Genomic DNA, 19,395 nt, shown 5'->3' with positions numbered 1-19,395 from the left:
CGTTCCTCAGGCGCCGGGGCTGCATCTGGCCGTTCAGAACCGTCCCATGAGCGCGAGGCCGCGGCCCACGGGCGCGACGCCGAAGTCGCCGGACCTGCGGCGGTGCAGGAGCGGGACGGCGGTGCCGACCGCCGCCCCCGCGACGAAGCCGACCACCACGTCGCTCGGGAAGTGGTGGCCGCCCCACACGCGCTCCACCGCAACGCTCGCGCCGGCGAGCCCGGCGACGAGCCAGGGCCAGCCGCGTTCGCCGTAGCGCAGGCGCATCGTCCAGGCAGCGTCGGTGAGGGCCGCGACGGTGGTGCTCGTGTGGCCGGACCAGAAGGCCCGGTACGAGCCGGGCTGCCGGAGGTACGCGGGCTCGCCCTCGTACGCGCGGGGGATGGGGCGCTGGGTGGTGTACTTCGCGAGCGCGTTCAGGGCGCCGTTCACGGCGAGCGTCTCCGCGAACACCGTCGCATCCTCGACGAGCGCGCGGCTCCTGCCGAGCGCGGCCCAGTCGGCGAGCGGCGGGCCGAGCATCGCGAGGTACACGGTCGCGTCGCTCACGTGCGCCGCGGCGTCGTCGTGGAGGCCGATCGCCCAGCGGTCGAGCCGGTTCACCTCGCCGCGATCGCAGGGGCAGCGCAGCGCGATGAGCCGGTCCTCGAGGAGCCAGGGCACGAGGTTCCCGAGCCCGGCGATCGCGATGATCGCGCCGTCCACCGCCGGGTCGACGTGGAAGACCTCGCGCGGGGACCCTCCTGCCGCCGCGCCCGAGCCCGGCGTCGCGACCGCGACGAGCGCCGCGGTGACGAGCGCCCGGACCGCGGCGGTCCCACCTCGCCCAGGAGCCATCCCCCCCTCCCCTCCCCGCGCCCGGCGGCGCGTACCGACTGCATCATGGGGACGACGGGGCGCCCGCGCCCGGGGCGGTTCCGCTCGCCGCGTCGTTCACGATGCGCGCGAGGTTCGCGTAGTCCCGATCGAAGTGGTGACCGCCCGGGAGCACGACGCGGGCGACCCAGGGCAGGTCCACGAGGTGCGGGCAGAGGCTGTCGCTCTCGTCCGCGCCCTGCACGCACAGGAACCTCGTCGCGCCGCCCGAGGCGCGCACGGCGGCCTCCGTCGAGGTCGCCGCGCTCCGCCGGACCGACGAGAACAGATCCACCATGTGGACCTCGAACTCGGCGAAGGTCTGCGGGCCGAGCATCGCGACGAGCTTCAGCGCGGCCCGCTGGTCGGCCGGGAGGCGCGTGGCGACGAACGGCACGATGTCGGCGCCGCGCGAGTAGCCGATGAGGACCAGCTCCCGCCGGCCCCAGGCTGCGCCGTAGTGCGCGAAGATCCGCGCGACGTCCTTCGCGGTCTCGTCGGGCGTGCGCCGCCGCCAGAAGTAGCGGAGCGAGTCGAGCCCGACCACCGAGACACCGACGTCGGAGAGCGCGCGGCTCATCCCCTTGTCGAGCCCGACCCACCCGCCGTCGCCGGTGAGGAGCACGGCGAGGCGCGGTCCAGGCTTCGCCGCGGGGACCTCGACGAGGGGCAGGTTCTTCACGTCGGGGGGCGGAGCTGCGGCCGCCGGCGGCGCGGGGTCGGGGGGCCGGTCTCCCCCGGCGGCTTGCGCCTCCGCTCGCGGCGGCGCGGCGGGCGTTCCCGCCGCCGGCCGCGACGGAGCCGCCTCGGCGGCGTCACACTGCGCCTCGATGCGGTCGATCTCGTCCCCGGCGGCCGCGGCCCAGCTCGACACCGGCACGAGCGCGTGGCCGACTCCGGGAAGGACCGTCACCGCGAGGGCGCGGCCGCGCCCGAACGCCTGCGCGCTCGCCGCAGGACAGGCGCGGTCTTTCGCGCCGGCCACGATCGCGAGCGGCGCGCTCGGACGGGCGCCGTCCGCGGGGAGGTCGCCCTGGGGCGTGCTGCGCGGCGCCGGCCCCGCGCCGGCGCAGAGCGGCACCCCGAGCGGCTTGCCCGGGCACGGCGCGAGCGCGACCGCCCCCGCGAACGTGCCCTCGGGCGCCTGGGCGAGGGCGGCCCACGTCGCCGCGGCGCCCTGCGAGTGCCCGACGACGTACGGCCGGACGTACTCCTCGAGCCCGAGCTCCTTCTCGAGGTGTTGCGCGAGCGCCTCGAGATCGCCCGCGGGGTAGACGCAGCGGTGCTCGCGGTGGCGGGCGAGGTAGCCGGCGGTGTCGACCGCGAGCACCAGCGCCCCGCGGGCGGCGAGCGCCTCCGCGAGGGCACGCCGCCCCTCGCGCACGCCCGGGCCCTCGCCGGACAGGAGCACCACCACGCGGCGCGGATGGTCCTCGGGCGCGTGGACGTGGACCGCGCCGAAGCCTCGCATCTCGAACGTGCGCGGAGACGCGCTCACGGGCGGCTGGGCCGGCGCGCTCGCCCCGAGCAGCGCGGCGACGACGAGCGGGATCATCGGGACACCACCCCTTTCAGCCCGCGCGAGACGAGGGCCGCCACGTTCGTGAGCACGAGCGGCAGCCGGAGCCCCCCCGGCGCGGCGAGGAAGCGCGGCCGCCACTCCGGGGCGAACTTCTCCTTGTACTGACGCAGTCCCTGGAAGTTGTAGAAGTACTCGCCGTGGCGGTAGAGGCGAGCGCCGAGCCGCATCCACAGGGGCGCGAGCATGCGGTCCTCGAGCCCCGAGAACGGCGCCATCCCCAGGTTGAACGCCTCGTACCCCTCGGCGCGTCCCCAGCGCATGAGCGACACGAACAGGAAGTCCATCGTCGTGCGCGGCGCGTCGGACTCGTGGCGCATGAGGTCCACCGACAGCTCGGCCTTGCGCGTCCCCGCCCAGACGTTCGCGAAGGCGACGGGGCGGCCCCCCAGGAGCGCGAGGGCGACCGGGCCTTCCTTCAGATAACGCTCGTCGAAGTAGCCGAGCGAGAAGCCCTTCTCCCGCGTGCTCCGGTCTGCGAGCCATGCGCCGGAGATGCGCTGGAGCTCGGGGAGCAAGGAGGGGACCCGCTCCGCCGGGACGAGCTCGAACGAGAGCCCCTCGCGCTCGGCGCGGTTGAACGCCTGGCGGAGCGGCCGCCGCTCCGGTCCGTCGAGCGAGAACGCGGGGAGCGGGACGATCGCCTCCTCGCCGAGCCGGTAGATCGCGAGGCCCAGGTCGAGGTAGCGCGGGAGCGCGCCGGGGCCGACCTGGTAGAAGCAGGCCCACCCGCCGTGACGGTCCGAGAGCTCGCGGAAGCGCCACGCGAGCTCGGTCGCGGCCCGCTTCGAGCCGATGGGATCCCCCATGGAGCACCAGGTCCGCCCCTCCACGCCGTACATGAGGAACGACGCGCCGTCCTCGCCGAAGAGGATCGGCTTGTCGCCGAGCAGCGCGAGGTGCGCGGTCGAGTCCTGCGCCCGATCGACGATGGGACGCAGCCGCGCGAGCTCCGCCTCGCCGGGCGGCGCGGGCTCGGGCGGCGCGGGGTGCATGAGCCTCACGACGCCGTAGAGGACGACGGCGCAGACCCCGACCACCGAGGCGCGGAGGAAGCGCGGGGCGTCGGCGTGGAAGGCGAAGTCGAACCAGAGGTCGCGCGAGTAGTCGACGTGCCGGTACGCGAAGAGCCCGATCCACACCGAGGCCCCGATGACGACGAGCACGGCGGAGATCCAGCCCGACGACAGCGGCACGTCGAGGAGCGCGCTGCGCCGGTAGAACTGGCGCCGGAACGGCAGGAGCGCGAGGAGGATGGCGGTGAGCAGCGTCGCCTCCTCCCAGTCGAGCCCCTTCGCCAGGGAGGCGACGGCGCCGGTCGCGAGGAGCCCCACGGCGAGCACCCAGGCGCCGTCGAGCCGGCGTGCCAGCGCGCGCCCGAGCAGGAGCAGCGCCGTGCCGACGAGGCTGCCGATGAGGTGCGACGCCTCGAGGAGCGCGAGCGGCACGGTGCGCCGCAGGAGGTGGAGCCGCGCGGCCTCGGCGGGCGTGGCGCCGGACACGAGCAGCACCGCGCCCGCGATCATGCTCCCCGCCGCCGCCAGCCAGGGTACGACCGGCGCGAAGGAGGCGTGCGCGCCACGCAGCACCCGGCCCAGGCGCTCGCGCCGGACCACGACCTCGTTCACCGCGAGGAGCGCGAACGCGAGGACGAAGGGTCCGAGGTAATAGACGACCCGGTACGCGACCAGGCTCGACAGCACCTGCGGCGCGGGCACCGCGGGCGTGAGCGCCGCGAGCACGATCGCGTCGAACACGCCCACCCCGCCGGGGAGCTGCGAGGCGAGCCCCGCCACCTGCGCGGCGACGAACAGGCCGACGAGGCCGGGGAGCGAGAGCGGCGAGGTCGAGGGCAGGAGCACGTGCAGCACGATCGCGGCGAGCACCCAGTCCGCCGCCGACACCGCCACCTGGGCGGCGGCGAGCGGCAGCGACGGGAGCGTCACCGAGGTCCCGCCGAGCCGGAGCTCTCGCCCGCGCGCCGCGAGCACGAGGTAGACGGCGGTGACCGCCAGTGCCGCGACGCCGAGCCCGCGCGCGACGGTCGCCGGGAGCGGCACCGGCACCCCCGAGAGGAGCGCGAGCCCGAGGAGCGGGAACAGCCCCGCCCAGAGCTGGGCGGCGGTGAAGCCCACCACCTTGGCGATCTCCGCCGGGGCGAGCCCCCACTGCGAGTAGAGGCGGAACCGCACCGAGCTCGAGGACAGGAGCGCGAACCCGACGTTGTTCCCGAAGGCGTAGGCGATGAACGAGGTGAACGCCACGCGCCCGTAGGGGAGCCGCCGGTTCGCGTAGCGCAGCGCGAGGAGGTCGTACGCGCCGAGCAGCAGGTAGTCGGCGAGCGTCACGGCGACGGCGACCGCGACCGCCAGGCGGGGCAGCGCGGAGAGCCCGCGCTCGATGTCCCGGACGTGGAAGCCGCGCAGCTCCGCGTGGAGCGACCACGCGGCCGCCCCGAGCAAGAGCGGCGGGAGCACCCCTACCGCGATCCGGCGCACGCGCCCGCGCATCGGTCCGTGGCGCGCCGGAGCGGGCCGACCTCGCCGCCCCCGCGCGCACCCTGCTCATGATGACACCGGGTCTTCCCCCGCGGTTCAACGTCCGCCTCGGGGCGTGCGGCGGCGGAGACGCACGCGGCCCGGGGACTCGGGCGCCGAGGGTCCCCTCACGCCCGCGCCGGAACGGGACGCGGGGCGGGCGTCAGCGGAGGACGCCGCCCACGTGCGGCAGCGCGCGCGCGCGCCGCGGCATCTCGACCCGCGAGGGTGGGGCGATGACCTCGACCTCGACCGCGAGCGTGTTGCGCGCCGCGGCGAGCTCGCGCTGGAGCTGGCGCGCGTCGCCGAGGAGCACCTGGCGCCGCACGGGGCGCGAGAGGCTCGCCTCGAGCCAGAGGCGAGCCGCGAGCGAGGGGTCGCCCCCGGCGAGCGGGGGCATGGCGACGGCGAAGGCCTCGCTGCCCGCCCGCGCGAGCGCCTCGAGCCCGGCGCGCGCCGCGGGCAGGAACGCCTCGGGCGTGAGCGGAGCGTCCGGCAGCCCGAAGCAGAACAGCCGCGTGGGCGCGATCCGGCCCCCGGTCGGCAAGAGGAGCGCCTCGCCGCGGCCTGCGTGGAACAGCTCGTTCCGGATCGTGCGCGAGATGGCGCCGCACATCCGCCAGTCGATGAAGCCCGCGAACCCCTGCAGCGGCCGCTCGGGCCCGACGAAGACGCCGACGGCGTCCACGTCGAGCGCGTCGATCGCCGGGAGCCCCAGGTCCGCCACCTCGATCTTCAGCGCCACGCCGATCCCTTCTCCTACCGGTCCGCCCGGCGCCGCTCGGGCGGAAGGCCGGCGGCAATCTTGTCGAGGACGCCGTTCACGAAGGCGCCCGAGCTCTCCGAGCCGTACTTCTTGCCCAGCTCGATGGCCTCGTTGATCGCCACCTTGATCGGCACGTCCGTCTCGAGGAGCTCGTACGTCGCGAGCCGGAGCACGTTGCGATCCACCTTGGCCATGCGATCGAGCCGCCAGTGCGACGAGACCTGCTCGATGGTGTCGTCGAGGGTGCGGCGGTGCGCGGCGACCCCGCGCACGAACCCCTCGGCGAGCTCCATCACCTCCCGCTCCACCGGCTCGAAGCTCTTCCAGAACCGCGCGAGGGCCTCATCGATGCCCTCGGCGGCGACGTCGATCTGGTACAGCGCCTGCAGCGCGCGCTCCCGCGCTCTCGTACGCTTCAGCGACACGTTCACTCCGCCCGGCGCGGAGACGGGACCTTCCCCGCCTCCCTCAGCACGTTCGCCTGCTCGATGGCGGCGACGGCCGCCTCGGCACCCTTGTTGCCGGCCTTCACGCCGGCGCGCTCGAGCGCCTGCTCCATCGTGTCGCAGGTGAGGATCCCCATCGAGACCGCGCACTCGGCCTCGAGCGCGACCTGCGCGACGCCCTTCGTCGCCTCGCCGGCCACGTACTCGAAGTGCGGCGTGCCGCCCCGGATCACCGCGCCGAGCGCGACCACCGCGTCGTAGCGCCCGCTCCGCGCGACGCGCCGGAGCAGCGAGGATAGCTCGAAGGTCCCCGGGCAGCGGAACACGTCGATGTCGGCGTCCTTCACGCCGTGGCGGCGGAGCACGTCTGCCGCGCCGAGCAGGAGCTGCTCGGTGACGAGCGAGTTGAACCGCGCGACCACGAGCCCGACCTTCAGCCCGGTCGCGACGAGCGAGCCTTCGTAGAAGTTCATCGCTTCCTTCCTTTCGCACGGGACGCCGTCTTCCGCGCCGGCGCCGGGGGCGCGAGCGTGAGGAGGTGGCCCATCTTGTCCCGCTTGGTGATGAGGTACGCGCGGTTGCGGCGGGTGGCGGGCATCTCGATGGGCACGCGCTCCAGGACCTCGAGGCCGTAGCCCTCGAGCCCGATGATCTTCTTCGGGTTGTTCGTGAGCAGCCGCATCTTCCGCACGCCGAGGTCGCGGAGGATCTGCGCGCCGATGCCGTAGTCGCGCAGGTCCGGCTTGAAGCCGAGCCGCACGTTCGCCTCCGCGGTGTCGTACCCCTCGTCCTGGAGGTTGTACGCCTTGAGCTTGTTCGCGAGCCCGATCCCGCGGCCTTCCTGGTCGAGGTAGAGCAGGACGCCCTTCCCCGCCCGCTCGATCTGGCGCAGGGCCGCCTGGAGCTGCGGGCCGCAGTCGCAGCGCTCGCTCCCGAACACGTCGCCGGTGAGGCACTTCGAGTGCACGCGGACGAGCACCGCCTCGCCCTCGCGCCACTTGCCCTTCACGAGCGCGACGTGCTGATGCCGGTCGACGTCGTTCTCGTACGCCACCGCCCGGAACTCGCCGTACTCGGTCGGCAGCGGCGCGTCCGCGGCCCGCCGGACGAGCGTGTCCTTCAGCATGCGGTAGGAGATGAGGTCGGCGACCGAGACGATGGGCAGGTCGTGCTCGGCGGAGAGCTTCTCGAGCTCGGGCATCCGCGCCATCGTCCCGTCGTCGTTCATCACCTCGCAGATGACGCCCGCGGGCTTCATCCCCGCGAGCCGGGCGAGGTCCACCGAGCCCTCGGTCTGGCCGGCGCGCACGAGCACGCCGCCCTTGCGCGCGCGGAGCGGGAAGACGTGGCCCGGCCGGGCGAGATCCTCGGGGCGGGCGTCGTCGCGCACCGCGGTGAGGATCGTGTGGGCGCGGTCCTTGGCGCTGATCCCGGTGGAGACGCCCTCCTTCGCCTCGATCGACACCGTGAACGCCGTGCCGAAGGAGGAGGAGTTCGCGCTCTCGTCCACCATGAGCGGCAGGCGCAGCGCCCGGACCTTCTCCTCGGTGAGCGACAGGCAGACGAGGCCGCGCCCGTACTTCGCCATGAAGTTCACGGCGGCGGGGGTGGCCTTCTCCGCGGCCATGCAGAGATCGCCCTCGTTCTCGCGATCCTCGTCGTCCGTGAGGATCACCAGCTTGCCCGCGCGGATGTGGGCGATGGCCCGCTCCACGCGCTCCACGGCGTGCGCCGCGTGGTCCTTCACTGTCCGCTCCTCGTGCCGTAGCCCCAGCGCGAGAGGTCGGCCGCGCTGGGCCCCTCGAGCTCGCGCAGCCGCGCGACGTGCCGCGCGATGACGTCCGCCTCCAGGTTCACCTTCGTCCCCGGCCCCGCCTGGCCGAGCGTCGTGCGCGCGAGCGTCTCGGGGATGAGCACCACCTCGAAGCGATCGCGCGTCACCGCCGCGACCGTGAGCGACACCCCGTCCACGGCGATCGAGCCCTTCTCGGCCACGAGCGGCGCGATGGCCGCGGGCAGCGAGATCGTGAGCCGCGCACCCTGCCCCTCCGGCCGGCGCTGGAGGATCTCGCCGACCGCGTCGACGTGCCCCTGCACGAGGTGCCCCCCGAGCCGCTCGCCCACCGCGAGCGCGCGCTCGAGGTTGAGCGTCGTGCCGGGGCGCCACCCGCCGAGCGTCGTCCGCGAGAGCGTCTCCGGCACCGCGTCGAACGAGACCCGGCCGCCGCCGCGCTCGACCACGGTGAGGCACGCGCCCGAGCACGCGACGCTCTCGCCGAGGACGAGCTCGTCGACGGGGAGCGTGCGGGGACGTACGGTCAGCCGAGCGCCGCCCTGCCGGGGCAGGACCGCCTCGACCACGCCTAAGTCCGCGACGAGACCGGTGAACATTCGCGGCGAATCCTAGCCCCGCCGGGGGTTTTTCGCCAACAGGCCACGCGGGCCGCGGCGGGAGGGGATTCCGGTCACGAGCACGTCGTCGCCCACCCGCTCGACGCAGACGTCGGTGAGCGAGAGCGCGTCCGCCATCCGCGCCGGCCCGCGCCCCGCGACGAGCGGGATGCCGTCGCCTCCGGCGATCTTGGGCGCGACGAAGATGGCGACCCGATCGACGAGCCCCTCCTCGAGGAAGCGCGCGTGGACCCGCGCCCCGCCCTCCACGAGCAGGTGGGTCACGCCCCGCGCCGCGAGCTGGGCGAGCAGGTCCTTGAGGTCGATCCCGCCCGCGCCCCGCTTGCAGCGGAGCAGCTCGACCTTGCGGCCGAGGTCGCGGGTGCGCGGGGCGGCGTGGGCGACGAGGGTGGGCGCGGCGGAGCGCTGGCGGAAGAGGTTCAGGTCGCCGGGGAGCGAGAGATCGGTGTCGAGGACGACGCGGAGCGGATCGCGGCCGCGGCCGCCGGGGAGCCGCGTGGTGAGGCGCGGATCGTCCGCGCGCGCGGTCCCGCTCCCGACGAGCACCGCGTCCACCCGGTCCCGCAGCCGGTGCACCCAGCGGCGGGCGGCCTCGCCCGTCACCCAGCGCGCGTCGCCGGTGCGCGTCGCGATCTTGCCGTCGAGCGTGACCGCCGCCTTGAGCGTCACGTGCGGGCGCCGCTCCGTGATGTAGGTGAACCAGTGGGCGTTGAGCTCGTCGCAGGCGTCGCGGAGCACCCCGGTCACGACCTCGACGCCGGCCGCCCGGAGGCGCGCGACCCCCTTCCCGTTCACGAGCGGGTTGGGATCCGCCGAGCCGACCACCACGCGGCGCACGCCGGCCTCGATCAGCGCGACCGAGCAGGGCGGCGTGCGGCCGAAGTGGTCGCACGGCTCGAGGGTCGTGAAGAGGTCGGCGCCGCGCGCGCGCGCGCCCGCCTCGCGCAGCGCGACCACCTCCGCGTGCGGACCGCCCGCGCGGGAGTGATGGCCGCGGGCCACCACCCGGCCGTTCTTCACGAGCACGGCGCCCACGGCCGGGTTCGGGCTGGTGCGGCCGAGCCCCTTCTCCGCCTCGCGCAGCGCGACGTCCATGAAGCGCTCGGCCACCGCGCGGTCGAAGCGGGCGGCGGTGCGGGGGGCGCGGCGCGCCGGCGTCCGGCGGCCGCCGGCGGCGACCCGGCTCATCGCGTCCCCTCTCCTCCCGGCTTGGAGCCCGGCTCCCTGCGGGCGAGCCCCTCGAGCTCCGTCATGAACTCCCCGACGTCGCGGAACGCGCGGTAGACCGACGCGAACCGGACGTACGCCACCTCGTCGAGCTTCCGCAGGCGCTGCATCACCGCCTCGCCGATCGCGACGGTGCGGATCTCCCGCTCGCCGAGCTCCTGGACCTGGCGCTCGACGCCCGCGACGAGCGCCTCGATCTGCTCCGCGGAGACCGGCCGCTTCTGGCAGGCCCGCGCGACGCCCTCGACGATCTTCTTGCGGTCGAACGGCTCGCGCCGGCCGTCCTTCTTCACGACGTGCGGCAGGATCTCCTCGATCCGCTCGTAGGTCGTGAACCGCCGAGCGCACCCCAGGCATTCCCGCCGCCGCCGGGTCGCCTGCCCCTCCTGCGCCTCGCGCGAGTCGACGACCCGATCCTCGAGGTGTCCGCACCATGGGCAGCGCATCGGCGTCTCCGCGGGCACCGCGCGGCGCGCCACGAGCGGCCGTCCGCGCGGCGATCCCTAAGTCCGGTCCTGGTACATCGGGAACTGCGCGCAGAGCGCGCGCACGTCGCCGCGCACCCCGGCGAGGACCTTCTCGTCGGCGGGCGCGTCGAGCACGCGACCGATGAGCGCGGCCACCGCCGTCATCTCGGCCGGGCCCATCCCGCGGGTCGTGAGCGCGGGGGTGCCGACGCGGATGCCCGAGGTCGTCATCGGCTTCTCGGGATCCCACGGGATCATGTTCTTGTTCACGGTGATCCCGGCCTTGCCGAGCGCCTCCTCGCCGATCTTGCCGGTGAGCTTCTTCGGGCGGAGGTCGACGAGCATGAGGTGGTTGTCGGTGCCGCCGGAGACGAGCCGCAGGCCGGCCTTCTTGAGCCCCTCCGCCAGCGCTTGCGCGTTCTCGACGATCCGCCGCTGGTACTCCTTGAAGCTCGGCTGGAGCGCCTCGTGGAACGCGACCGCCTTGGCGGCGATGACGTGCTCGAGCGGCCCGCCCTGGATGCCCGGGAAGATCTGGGAGTTGAGGATCTTGGCGTGCGCCTCGCGGGTCAGGATGAGGCCGCCGCGGGGACCGCGCAGCGTCTTGTGCGTCGTGGAGGTGACGATCTCCGCGTGCGGGACGGGGCTCGGGTGGAGCCCTGCCGCGACGAGGCCCGCGATGTGGGCCATGTCCACCACCATCGCGGCGCCGACCTCGCGGGCGATCTCGGCGAACCGGTCGAAGTGGAGCGTGCGCGGATACGCGCTCGCGCCGACCATGAGCACCTTCGGCCGGTGCTCGCGGGCGAGGCGCGCGACCTCGTCCATGTCGATCGTCTCGTCCGCCTGCTTGAGGCCGTACGGGACGATCTTGAAGAGCTTGCCGGAGAAGTTCACCGGGGAGCCGTGGGTGAGGTGCCCGCCGAAGTTGAGGCTCATGGCGAGGACCGTGTCGCCCGGCGCGGCGAGCGCGAAGTACGCCGCCATGTTGGCCTGCGAGCCCGAGTGCGGCTGGACGTTCGCGTGCTCGGCGCCGAAGAGCTGCTTCGCGCGGTCGATGGCGAGCTGCTCGACCTTGTCGACGACCTCGCAGCCGCCGTAGTAGCGCTTGCCGGGGTAACCCTCGGCGTACTTGTTCGTGAGGGTCGAGCCCATCGCCTCCATCACCGCCGGCGAGACGAAGTTCTCGCTCGCGATGAGCTCGAGCCCCTCCGCCTGGCGGCGGGTCTCCTCGCGGATGAGCTGCGCGATCTGGGGGTCGGCGTCGGCCAGGGGCTTCGTCGGCATCATCTGGAAGATCTCCTCGGGCGAGCGGCGTACATACCGCCCTGCTGCCTACTTTTCCATGTCCTTCAGCTTCTGGACGCGCCGCTCGTGGCGGCCGCCCTCGAACCGCGTCTCGAGGAACGCCTTCACGATCGCGGCGCCCAGCCCGAGCCCGACGACCCGCTCCCCGATGCAGAGGACGTTCGCGTCGTTGTGGAGCCGCGCCATGCGCGCCTCGTACTCGGAGGCGCAGTGCGCCGCGCGCGCCCCCTTGACCTTGTTCGCCGCGATCGACATGCCGATGCCGGTGCCGCACACGAGGAGCCCGAGCCGCGCGCGGCCCGCGGCCACCGCCTCGGCGACCTGGCGCGCGTAGTCGGGGTAGTCGACGCTCTCGCCCGAGAACGGGCCGAGGTCCTCGACCTCGTACCCCGCCTCGCGGGCCACCTTCACGGCCTCGGCGCGGAGCGACAGCCCCGCGTGGTCCGAGCCCGCGATCACACGTTCCGCCATGGAGTCCTCCGGAAGGGGCGGCATTCTTCCACAACCGGCCGCCCCCCGTCGCCCCCTCTCGTCGGGGCGACGGAGCGGAGCGCCCGGCGGGCGCTCGGCCTCCTGGGCGGCCGCGGTCCGCAGGGCGGGACCGGCCGCGGGTCAGCTCAACTCAGACCCGCTTGAAGATCAGCACCGCGTTCGTGCCGCCGAACCCGAAGGAGTTCGACATGGCGTAGTCGATGCGGGCCTCGCGCGCGTGGTTCGGGATGACGTCGAGCGCGCACTCGGGATCCTGCTCCTCGACGTTGATCGTCGGGGGCAGGACGCCGCGCGCGAGCGCGAGGACCGACACCACGGCCTCGAGGCCGCCGGCGGCGCCGAGCAGGTGCCCGGTCATCGACTTCGTCGACGACACCATGAGGCCCTTCCTCGCGTGCTCGCCGAACACCTTCGCGATCGCCTGGCACTCCGCCACGTCGCCCGCCGGCGTCGAGGTGCCGTGCGTGTTCACGTAGCCCACCTGGTCGGGGGAGATCCCCGCGTCGCCGAGCGCCATGCGCATCGCGCGCTGGCCGCCCTCGCCCTCGGGGGCGGGCGAGGTGATGTGGTTCGCGTCGGCGCTCGCGCCGTAGCCCACCACCTCGGCGTAGATCCGCGCCCCGCGCTGCCGCGCGTGCTCGTACTCCTCGAGGATGAGGAGGCCGGAGCCCTCGCCGGCGACGAAGCCGTCGCGGTGCTTGTCGAACGGCCGGCTCGCCTTCTCCGGCGCGTCGTTGCGCTCGGACAGCGCGCGCGCCGCGCAGAATCCGCCGATGCCGAGCGGCGTGATGGTCGCCTCGCAGCCGCCGGTGATCATCACGTCGGCGAGCCCGCGCTCGATGTAGAGCGTCGCGTCGCCGATGGAGTGGTTGCCGGTCGCGCAGGCGGACACGGGCGAGAAGTTCGGGCCCTTCATCCCGTACTTCAGGCTGATCTGGCCGGGCGCGAGGTTGATGATGAGGCTCGGGATGAAGAAGGGGCCGATCTTCCGGACGCCCTTCTCGAGGAAGGTCTTGTGCTCCTCCTCGATCGTGCCGAGGCCGCCGATGCCGGCGCCGACGATGGCGCCCACCCGCTCCGCGTTCACCTTCGCCATGTCGAGGCCGGCGTCCTTCATCGCCATGTCGGCCGCGGCGAGCGCGAACTGGATGAAGCGGTCGTTGCGGCGCGCCTCCTTGCGATCCATGAACTTCGTCGGATCGAAGCCCTTCACCTCGCCCGCGATGCGGGTGGGGAAGGTGGACGCGTCGAACAGGGTGATCGGCCCGATGCCGCTCTTTCCCGCGACGAGCGCGGCCCACGACTCGTCCACCCCGATGCCCACGGGGGAGACGAGACCGAGCCCGGTGACGACGACACGGCGCCTGGTCATGCTGTTCACCTCGATGGAGAAGCTTGAGCTGCGCCCCGGGCGCGGAGGCCCGGGGTCCTGGTCTCGCGTCTACTTCTTGTGGGTCGTGATGTAGTTCACCGCGTCCTGGACGGTCTTGATGTTCTCCGCCTCCTCGTCCGGGATCTCGACCTCGAACTCCTCCTCCATCGCCATGACGAGCTCGACGATGTCGAGCGAGTCCGCGCCGAGGTCCTCGATGAAGCTGGACGTGATCTTGATCTCGTCCTCGCCCACGCCCAGCTGGTCCGCGATGATGTTCTTCACCTTCTGCTCGACGTTCGCCGTGGTCATGTTCCGTTCCTCCTGGTTGTGAAGCCGTGAAGCCGTGAAGCCGTTGAAGCGCCGCGCCGCAAATGGCGAGGCTACATGTACATGCCGCCGTTGACCCGCAGGACCTCGCCGGTCACGTACGACGCCAGATCGCTCGCGAGGAACGCCACCGCGTTCGCGACGTCCTCCGCGGTGCCGAGCCGCGCGAGCGGGATGAGCTCCTGCAGCTTGGTCTTCGCGGCCTCGGGCAGCGCCGCGGTCATGTCCGTCTCGATGTAGCCCGGCGCCACCGCGTTCACGCGGACGTTGCGCGAGGCGAGCTCGCGGGCGACGGACTTGGTGAGCCCGATGAGGCCGGCCTTCGTCGCCGCGTAGGCGGCCTGCCCGGCGTTGCCCATCTCGCCGACCACCGAGGTGAGGTTCACGATCGAGCCGCCGCGCGCCTTCATCATGGGGCGCGTGACGGCGCGCGTGAGGTTGAACGCGCCGGTGAGGTTCACCTGGAGCTGCCGGTTCCAGTCCTCGTCCTTCAGGCGCATGACGAGCTGGTCGACCGCGATGCCCGCGTTGTTCACGAGCACGTGCAGCCCGCCGAGCTCCGCGACCACGTCCTCGACCGCCTGGTTGCACGCGGCGGGATCGGCGACGTCGAACCGGTAGAGCTTCGCCCGCGGCGCGCCCGCCCGCTGGACGAGCTCGAGCGCCTCGGCCGCGGCGGCCTCGTTGCCCGCGTAGTTGAGCGCGACGCTCGCGCCGCCCTTCGCGAGCGCGACGGCGATGGCGCGGCCGATGCCGCGCGAGGCGCCGGTGACGAGCGCGGTCTTCCCGGTGAAGTCGAACATCCCGTCTCCTCTCAGGCCCGCAGCGCCGCGAGCGTCTTCTCGAGCGACGCGCCGTCCTCGACGTTCCACACCTCGAGGGATTTGTCGATGCGCTTCGCGAGGCCGGCGAGGACCTTCCCCGGTCCGACCTCGACGACGCGGGTGACGCCCTGGCGCGCGAGCTCCTCGACGCACTCGATCCAGCGCACCGGCGCCGTCACCTGCTCCACGAGCAGGGGCACGATGCGCGCCGCGTCCTCGCTGGGCTTCGCCTCGACGTTCGTCACCACCGGGCAGCGCGGCGCCTTCCACGGGATGGCCCGCAGCACCGGCTCGAGCCGCGCCTTCACGGGCGCCATGAGCGCCGAGTGGAAGGGGGCGGACACGGGGAGCGGCAGCACGCGCTTCGCCCCCGCCTCCTTGAGGCGCACGCCGGCCTTCTCCACCGCGCCCGCGGCGCCGGCGATGACGGTCTGGGCGGGCTCGTTGTAGTTGGCGGGCGAGACGACCTCGCCGGTCTCGGCGGCCACCGCGGCGCAGATCTCCCGCACCTTCGCCGGGTCGAGGCCGAGCACCGCGCTCATCGCGCCGTGCCCGGCCGGCACCGCCTCCTGCATGAACGTGCCGCGCGCGCGGACCGCCGCCGCGGCCTCGGCGGCGCCGCAGGCGCCCGCCGCGACGAGCGCGGAGTACTCGCCGAGCGAGTGGCCGGCCACGAGGTCGGGCGCGATCCCCCGCGCCGCGAGCACCGCCGCCGCCGCCGCGGAGACCGTCAGGATCGAGGGCTGGGTGTTGGCGGTGAGGCGGAGCCGATCCTCCGGACCCTCGAAGCAGAGCGCGGAGAGCCGCTCGCCGAGCGCGGCGTCGACCGCGTCGAACACGGCGCGCGCCTCCGGGAACCGGTCGTGGAGATCCTTGCCCATGCCCACGGCCTGCGAGCCCTGGCCGGGGAAGACGAACGCGAGCTTGCCCATCTTCGTGCGGTCTCCTCGCCTACCACCGGACGACGCTGGCGCCCCACGCCATGCCGCCGCCGATGGCCATCATCAGGATCACGTCGCCGCTCTTGAACCAGCCGGCGCGGTTCGCCTCGTCGAGCGTCATGGGGACGCTGGCCGCCGAGGTGTTGCCGTACTTCTCGAGGTTCATCCAGCACTTCGAGGCCGGGATCTCGAGCCGCGAGAGGGTCGCGTCCAGGATCCGCTTGTTGGCCTGGTGCGCGATGACCCAGGTCACGTCGTCGGTGGTGAGCTGCTCGGCGGCGAGCACCTCCTGGCAGCTCTCCACGAGCGCGCGCACCGCGATCTTGAACACCTCGCGGCCGTTCATCTTCACGAAGTGCGACTTCTCGCGGATGAGCTTCTCCGAGATCGGCTCGCGCGACCCGCCGCCGGGCTGCAGCAGGATCGGCACGAGCGAGCCGTCGGTGTGGAGGCGCGTCGTGAGGATGCCGCGCTTGGGGTCGGTGCTCGGCTTCAGCACCATGGCGCCCGCGCCGTCGCCGAAGAGGATGCAGGTGTTGCGATCCGTCCAGTCCGTGATGCGCGTGAGCGTGTCCGCGCCGACCACGAGCGCGTTGTTCACCGCGCCGCTCGCGACGAAGCGATCGGCGACGGAGAGCGCGTAGAGCGAGCCCGCGCACGCGGCGGAGAGGTCGAACGCGAAGGCCTTCTTGTTGCCGAGCCGGCCCTGGAGCACCGCCGCCGTGGACGGGAACGGATAGTCGGGGGTCACGGTGCCGACCACGATCAGCTCGACGTCCTTGGGGTCGAGCGCGGCCGCCTCGAGCGCGCGGATGGACGCCTTCACGGCGAGGTCGCTCGTCGCCTCCTCGGGCGCCGCGATGTGCCGCTCCCGGATGCCGGTCCGCTCGACGATCCAGTCGTCGCTCGTCTGGACCATCTTCTCCAGGTCGCTGTTCGTGAGGACCTTCTCGGGCGTGTAAGAGCCGGTACCGGCGATGAACGAGCGCATCTCTACCTTTCGGATCAGGCGTCGTGCGACGAGGCGCGGCGCGGGGGGGTGGACGCCTTCTCGGCGCGGTCGGCGGCGCGCTCGAGGAGCGACTCCGCGGGCGCGACTGCCCGGGCGATCTCGTCGGTGAAGCGGGTGCGGGCCGCGTCGCGGGCGCGGCGGATGGCGTTCTCGACGGCCAGCGCGTCCGACCGGCCGTGGGAGATGAAGCCGACGCCGTTCACGCCCACGAGCGGCGCGCCCCCCACCTCGCGCCAGTCGAGGCGTTTCTTCATCCCGTCGAGCGCGGCCTTCGAGAGGAGGCCGCCCAGGCTCGACACCGCCGTCGAGCGGAGGGCGCGCTTCAGGTACTCGCCGACCACCTTGGCGGTGCCCTCCATGGTCTTCAGGGCGACGTTGCCGGTGAAGCCGTCCGTGACGATGACGTCCACCTCGCCGGTGAGGAGGTCGCGCCCCTCGCAGTAGCCGACGAAGTGGATGGGCGCCTCACGGAGCGCGGCCGCCGCGGCGCGGGTGAGCTCGGTGCCCTTCGACTCCTCCTCGCCGTTCGCGAGGATGGCGACCTTCGGGCGGGCCACGCCGACCACGCGGCGCGCGTAGACCTCGCCCATGAGCGCGAACTGCACGAGGTGGATGGGCTTGCAGTCCACCACCGCGCCCATGTCGAGCAGGATCGAGGCGCCCTTCAGCGCGGGCAGGACCGAGATGATCGCCGGCCGCTCCACGCCCTCCGGACGGCCGAGCACGAAGATCGCGCCCGCCATCACCGCGCCCGAGTTGCCGGCCGACACCATCGCGCTCGCCCTGCCCGCCTTCACGAGCTCGAAGCAGACGCGGATGGAGTTGTCGCGCTTGCGGCGCATCGCCTGGCCGGGGTGGTCGTGCATCTCGACCACCTCGCCCGCGTGATGCACCTCGATGGGCAGCGCGTGCCCGGCGCGGTGGCGAGCGAGCTCCTCACGCACGCGCGCTTCAGGGCCGACCAGGATGACGGCCAGCCCCTTACGCGCTGCGTTAATGGCACCTTGTACGATCGCGCCCGGGGCGTGGTCGCCCCCCATCGCATCCACGGCGACGGGCGCGATCTTCTCGACCATCGGGGCTTACGTCGCCTCGGTGATCTGCTCGCCCTTGTACGTCCCGCAGGACGGGCAGGCGCGGTGCGAGAGCACGGGCTCCTTGCACTTCGGGCACTTCGTGACGTTCGCGGCCTTGATCTTGAAATTGGCCGCGCGACGGCGGTCGCGGCGCATGCTGCTCGTACGCTTCTTCGGGACACCCACGGCGTGCTCCTTTGGCTTCTCGTGCGGCCGCTTAAAGCTTCACGTTCTTGAGGCCCGCCCAGCGCGGATCCGGAACGTGGCGATCGCAGCCGCACTCGCGATCGTTCAGATTGGCCCCGCACACGGGGCAGAGTCCTTTGCAGCCCTCGCCGCACACCGGGTACCCCGGCAGCGCGAGGAGGAGCTGTTCGCGGAGGATCGGGTCGAGATCGATGGTCTTGCCCGAGTACGTGTCCTCCTCCGCATCATCGAGATCGAAGCTCCCGGCGGTCGGGCCGGTGTTCGAGTCCTTCGCAGCGCGCGCCTCGTCGCCGTACTGGTCGGCCGGGACGAGCGTGACCTCGAAGTCGACCGGGACGTCGATGGAGACGGGGCCGAGGCAGCGGCCACACGCCGCCGAGAGCTCGGCCTTCACGTGCCCGTCGATGCGGACGCGCCGCTCGATCTTGTCGAGCTTCGCCTCCACGTGAGCAGGGCCACGCGCGCGATATCCCGCGCGTTCTCCCGACACCAGCTCGTCGACCTGCTCGCGGGCCACGTCCCAGCTACGCCGGAGTCCGGCCTCCTTGATTTCGTCAATGTTGACGCGCATTTACAACGCTTCCCGAGACCAAAAAAGGGCCTCATTATAGGGGTCGATCAGGCGAAGTCAAGGCGCGCCGAGCCACGGCGCGCGCCGACCGCCGCCCCTTCTCGCCGAAGGAGACGACCTACTTAACCCCCGCGCGAGCCTACTTCATCGCGGCGCGAGGGGCCGAACCTCCGGGCGAGGCCCCGGGATCAGGGCTTCACGAGGCCGCGCGCGACGGCGAGGAGCGCCGCCTCGGCCTTCGTGGAGACGTCCATCTTCTCGTAGATCCGCTTCACGTAGGTCTGGACCGTCCCCTCGGCGATGCCCAGCGCCTGCGCCACGTCGGCGTAGGTGTGGCCGTGCACGAGGAGCTGGAGGACCTCGAGCTCGCGCTTCGACAGCGCCGGGCCGTCCTTGGCCTTCTGGTCCGGCGGATCGCCGCGCAGCTCGGACAGCAGCACCTTCGCGGCGCGCGGGCTGATGGGCGCGGCGTCGCCGGTCAGCACGTCCTCGACCGCCCGGGTGAGCTCGGCGGCGTGGAAGGGCTTCAGGATGTAGCCGGCCGCGCCGGCGCGCATGGCGCCGAGGACGCGGGCGGGGATGTCGACGGCGGTGAGCGCGATGCAGGCGGTCTTGGGCAGCTCGTGGCGAATTGTCGCGATCACGTCCTCGCCGCTCATCTTCGGAAGCCCGAGATCGACGAGCGCCACGTCCGGCTTCTCCCGGCGAGCGAGCGTCACCCCGTCCTCTCCGGTGGCCGCGGTGCCGCAGACCTCGAATCCGTGCGACGTGAGAACCTGCGCGATGAGCCTAGAGACCGCCTCGTCGTCCTCGACCGCGATCGCCCGGATAGCCATGCTCCCCCACCTTCACACGGAGGTGGACCCCCCACCTTCCGGAAAAACCCGCTCATAAGTAGCAGCCCTGCGCGCAGGGGGTCAAGAAACCCACCCCCCCGCAGAGATGGCACCCTGGAGACCCATCGCCTACCCGT

At 73.1% G+C, this 19,395-nt stretch carries 21 protein-coding genes; all 21 read right to left on the bottom strand.

Features of this window, described 5'->3' with window-relative positions:
• Positions 1-33: 33 nt before the first annotated feature.
• Positions 34-837: a phosphatase PAP2 family protein gene (locus MNZ39_RS07605; RefSeq protein WP_242336920.1), complete on the bottom strand. Its 804-nt coding sequence runs from the start codon at positions 835-837 to the stop codon at positions 34-36.
• Positions 838-880: 43 nt separating this feature from the next.
• Positions 881-2,410: an AcvB/VirJ family lysyl-phosphatidylglycerol hydrolase gene (locus MNZ39_RS07600; protein WP_242336917.1), complete on the bottom strand. Its 1,530-nt coding sequence runs from the start codon at positions 2,408-2,410 to the stop codon at positions 881-883.
• Entirely contained in the window at positions 2,407-4,932 is a 2,526-nt protein-coding gene (gene mprF / locus MNZ39_RS07595; protein WP_242336914.1) for a bifunctional lysylphosphatidylglycerol flippase/synthetase MprF, read from the bottom strand. The genes MNZ39_RS07600 and mprF overlap by 4 nt, the downstream gene beginning before the upstream one ends.
• 202 nt (positions 4,933-5,134) lie before the next feature.
• Entirely contained in the window at positions 5,135-5,716 is a 582-nt protein-coding gene (locus MNZ39_RS07590) for a M17 family peptidase N-terminal domain-containing protein (RefSeq protein ID WP_242336912.1), read from the bottom strand.
• A gap of 14 nt (positions 5,717-5,730) precedes the next feature.
• A complete protein-coding gene (gene nusB, locus MNZ39_RS07585) occupies positions 5,731-6,162 on the bottom strand; it encodes a transcription antitermination factor NusB (RefSeq protein WP_242336909.1) in 432 nt (143 codons plus the stop codon).
• 2 nt (positions 6,163-6,164) lie between these two features.
• A complete protein-coding gene (ribE, locus tag MNZ39_RS07580; RefSeq protein ID WP_242336905.1) occupies positions 6,165-6,656 on the bottom strand; it encodes a 6,7-dimethyl-8-ribityllumazine synthase in 492 nt (163 codons plus the stop codon).
• A complete protein-coding gene (locus tag MNZ39_RS07575; protein ID WP_242336902.1) occupies positions 6,653-7,930 on the bottom strand; it encodes a bifunctional 3,4-dihydroxy-2-butanone-4-phosphate synthase/GTP cyclohydrolase II in 1,278 nt (425 codons plus the stop codon). Before MNZ39_RS07575 ends, ribE begins: the two co-directional genes overlap by 4 nt.
• A complete protein-coding gene (locus tag MNZ39_RS07570) occupies positions 7,927-8,574 on the bottom strand; it encodes a riboflavin synthase (protein WP_242336899.1) in 648 nt (215 codons plus the stop codon). Before MNZ39_RS07570 ends, MNZ39_RS07575 begins: the two co-directional genes overlap by 4 nt.
• Before the next feature lie 12 nt (positions 8,575-8,586).
• Complete coding sequence (ribD, locus tag MNZ39_RS07565) at positions 8,587-9,783, bottom strand: bifunctional diaminohydroxyphosphoribosylaminopyrimidine deaminase/5-amino-6-(5-phosphoribosylamino)uracil reductase RibD (RefSeq protein ID WP_242336896.1); 1,197 nt, start codon at positions 9,781-9,783, stop codon at positions 8,587-8,589.
• On the bottom strand, positions 9,780-10,268 hold the full coding sequence (gene nrdR / locus MNZ39_RS07560) for a transcriptional regulator NrdR (protein WP_242336893.1): 489 nt from the start codon (positions 10,266-10,268) through the stop codon (positions 9,780-9,782). The genes ribD and nrdR overlap by 4 nt, the downstream gene beginning before the upstream one ends.
• Positions 10,269-10,325: 57 nt before the next feature.
• The gene (gene glyA, locus MNZ39_RS07555) at positions 10,326-11,579 is read right to left on the bottom strand and encodes a serine hydroxymethyltransferase (RefSeq protein ID WP_242336890.1); all 1,254 of its coding nucleotides are present in this window, start codon (positions 11,577-11,579) and stop codon (positions 10,326-10,328) included.
• A gap of 45 nt (positions 11,580-11,624) precedes the next feature.
• The gene (rpiB, locus tag MNZ39_RS07550) at positions 11,625-12,068 is read right to left on the bottom strand and encodes a ribose 5-phosphate isomerase B (RefSeq protein WP_242336887.1); all 444 of its coding nucleotides are present in this window, start codon (positions 12,066-12,068) and stop codon (positions 11,625-11,627) included.
• Positions 12,069-12,219: 151 nt separating this feature from the next.
• Entirely contained in the window at positions 12,220-13,461 is a 1,242-nt protein-coding gene (gene fabF / locus MNZ39_RS07545) for a beta-ketoacyl-ACP synthase II (protein ID WP_242336884.1), read from the bottom strand.
• 69 nt (positions 13,462-13,530) lie between these two features.
• On the bottom strand, positions 13,531-13,773 hold the full coding sequence (gene acpP / locus MNZ39_RS07540) for an acyl carrier protein (protein ID WP_012097538.1): 243 nt from the start codon (positions 13,771-13,773) through the stop codon (positions 13,531-13,533).
• Between the two features lie 71 nt (positions 13,774-13,844).
• Positions 13,845-14,594 carry a 3-oxoacyl-[acyl-carrier-protein] reductase gene (fabG, locus tag MNZ39_RS07535; RefSeq protein ID WP_242336881.1) on the bottom strand — a complete coding sequence of 250 codons (750 nt, stop codon included), beginning with the start codon at positions 14,592-14,594 and terminating at the stop codon, positions 13,845-13,847.
• A gap of 11 nt (positions 14,595-14,605) precedes the next feature.
• Complete coding sequence (fabD, locus tag MNZ39_RS07530) at positions 14,606-15,547, bottom strand: ACP S-malonyltransferase (protein ID WP_242336878.1); 942 nt, start codon at positions 15,545-15,547, stop codon at positions 14,606-14,608.
• Positions 15,548-15,566: 19 nt separating this feature from the next.
• Positions 15,567-16,547, bottom strand: coding sequence for a beta-ketoacyl-ACP synthase III (locus tag MNZ39_RS07525; protein WP_242336876.1), 981 nt, complete (start codon positions 16,545-16,547; stop codon positions 15,567-15,569).
• A gap of 14 nt (positions 16,548-16,561) precedes the next feature.
• The gene (plsX, locus tag MNZ39_RS07520; RefSeq protein ID WP_242336873.1) at positions 16,562-17,644 is read right to left on the bottom strand and encodes a phosphate acyltransferase PlsX; all 1,083 of its coding nucleotides are present in this window, start codon (positions 17,642-17,644) and stop codon (positions 16,562-16,564) included.
• A gap of 6 nt (positions 17,645-17,650) precedes the next feature.
• Entirely contained in the window at positions 17,651-17,830 is a 180-nt protein-coding gene (rpmF, locus tag MNZ39_RS07515) for a 50S ribosomal protein L32 (protein WP_242336871.1), read from the bottom strand.
• A 31-nt stretch (positions 17,831-17,861) separates the two neighbouring features.
• On the bottom strand, positions 17,862-18,422 hold the full coding sequence (locus MNZ39_RS07510) for a DUF177 domain-containing protein (protein ID WP_242336868.1): 561 nt from the start codon (positions 18,420-18,422) through the stop codon (positions 17,862-17,864).
• 188 nt (positions 18,423-18,610) lie between these two features.
• Positions 18,611-19,258 carry a response regulator transcription factor gene (locus tag MNZ39_RS07505; RefSeq protein WP_242336865.1) on the bottom strand — a complete coding sequence of 216 codons (648 nt, stop codon included), beginning with the start codon at positions 19,256-19,258 and terminating at the stop codon, positions 18,611-18,613.
• Positions 19,259-19,395 lie beyond the last annotated feature (137 nt).

It is taken from the genome of Anaeromyxobacter sp. SG66, assembly GCF_022690805.1.
GTDB classification, from domain to species: Bacteria; Myxococcota; Myxococcia; order Myxococcales; family Anaeromyxobacteraceae; genus Anaeromyxobacter; species Anaeromyxobacter soli.
Note: the sequence above shows the minus strand (reverse complement) of the source record. Positions and strands in the feature narration are given on the sequence as shown.

Excerpts from the sequence above, each read along its gene's own strand:
- MNZ39_RS07605 (WP_242336920.1), bottom strand. The coding sequence starts at position 837 with ATGGCTCCTGGGCGAGGTGGGACCGCCGCGGTCCGGGCGCTCGTCACC.
- MNZ39_RS07600 (WP_242336917.1), bottom strand. The coding sequence starts at position 2,410 with ATGATCCCGCTCGTCGTCGCCGCGCTGCTCGGGGCGAGCGCGCCGGCC.
- ribE (WP_242336905.1), bottom strand. The coding sequence starts at position 6,656 with ATGAACTTCTACGAAGGCTCGCTCGTCGCGACCGGGCTGAAGGTCGGG.
- MNZ39_RS07570 (WP_242336899.1), bottom strand. The coding sequence starts at position 8,574 with ATGTTCACCGGTCTCGTCGCGGACTTAGGCGTGGTCGAGGCGGTCCTG.
- ribD (WP_242336896.1), bottom strand. The coding sequence starts at position 9,783 with ATGAGCCGGGTCGCCGCCGGCGGCCGCCGGACGCCGGCGCGCCGCGCC.
- nrdR (WP_242336893.1), bottom strand. The coding sequence starts at position 10,268 with ATGCGCTGCCCATGGTGCGGACACCTCGAGGATCGGGTCGTCGACTCG.
- glyA (WP_242336890.1), bottom strand. The coding sequence starts at position 11,579 with ATGATGCCGACGAAGCCCCTGGCCGACGCCGACCCCCAGATCGCGCAG.
- rpiB (WP_242336887.1), bottom strand. The coding sequence starts at position 12,068 with ATGGCGGAACGTGTGATCGCGGGCTCGGACCACGCGGGGCTGTCGCTC.
- fabF (WP_242336884.1), bottom strand. The coding sequence starts at position 13,461 with ATGACCAGGCGCCGTGTCGTCGTCACCGGGCTCGGTCTCGTCTCCCCC.
- acpP (WP_012097538.1), bottom strand. The coding sequence starts at position 13,773 with ATGACCACGGCGAACGTCGAGCAGAAGGTGAAGAACATCATCGCGGAC.
- fabG (WP_242336881.1), bottom strand. The coding sequence starts at position 14,594 with ATGTTCGACTTCACCGGGAAGACCGCGCTCGTCACCGGCGCCTCGCGC.
- fabD (WP_242336878.1), bottom strand. The coding sequence starts at position 15,547 with ATGGGCAAGCTCGCGTTCGTCTTCCCCGGCCAGGGCTCGCAGGCCGTG.
- MNZ39_RS07525 (WP_242336876.1), bottom strand. The coding sequence starts at position 16,547 with ATGCGCTCGTTCATCGCCGGTACCGGCTCTTACACGCCCGAGAAGGTC.
- plsX (WP_242336873.1), bottom strand. The coding sequence starts at position 17,644 with ATGGTCGAGAAGATCGCGCCCGTCGCCGTGGATGCGATGGGGGGCGAC.
- MNZ39_RS07510 (WP_242336868.1), bottom strand. The coding sequence starts at position 18,422 with ATGCGCGTCAACATTGACGAAATCAAGGAGGCCGGACTCCGGCGTAGC.
- MNZ39_RS07505 (WP_242336865.1), bottom strand. The coding sequence starts at position 19,258 with ATGGCTATCCGGGCGATCGCGGTCGAGGACGACGAGGCGGTCTCTAGG.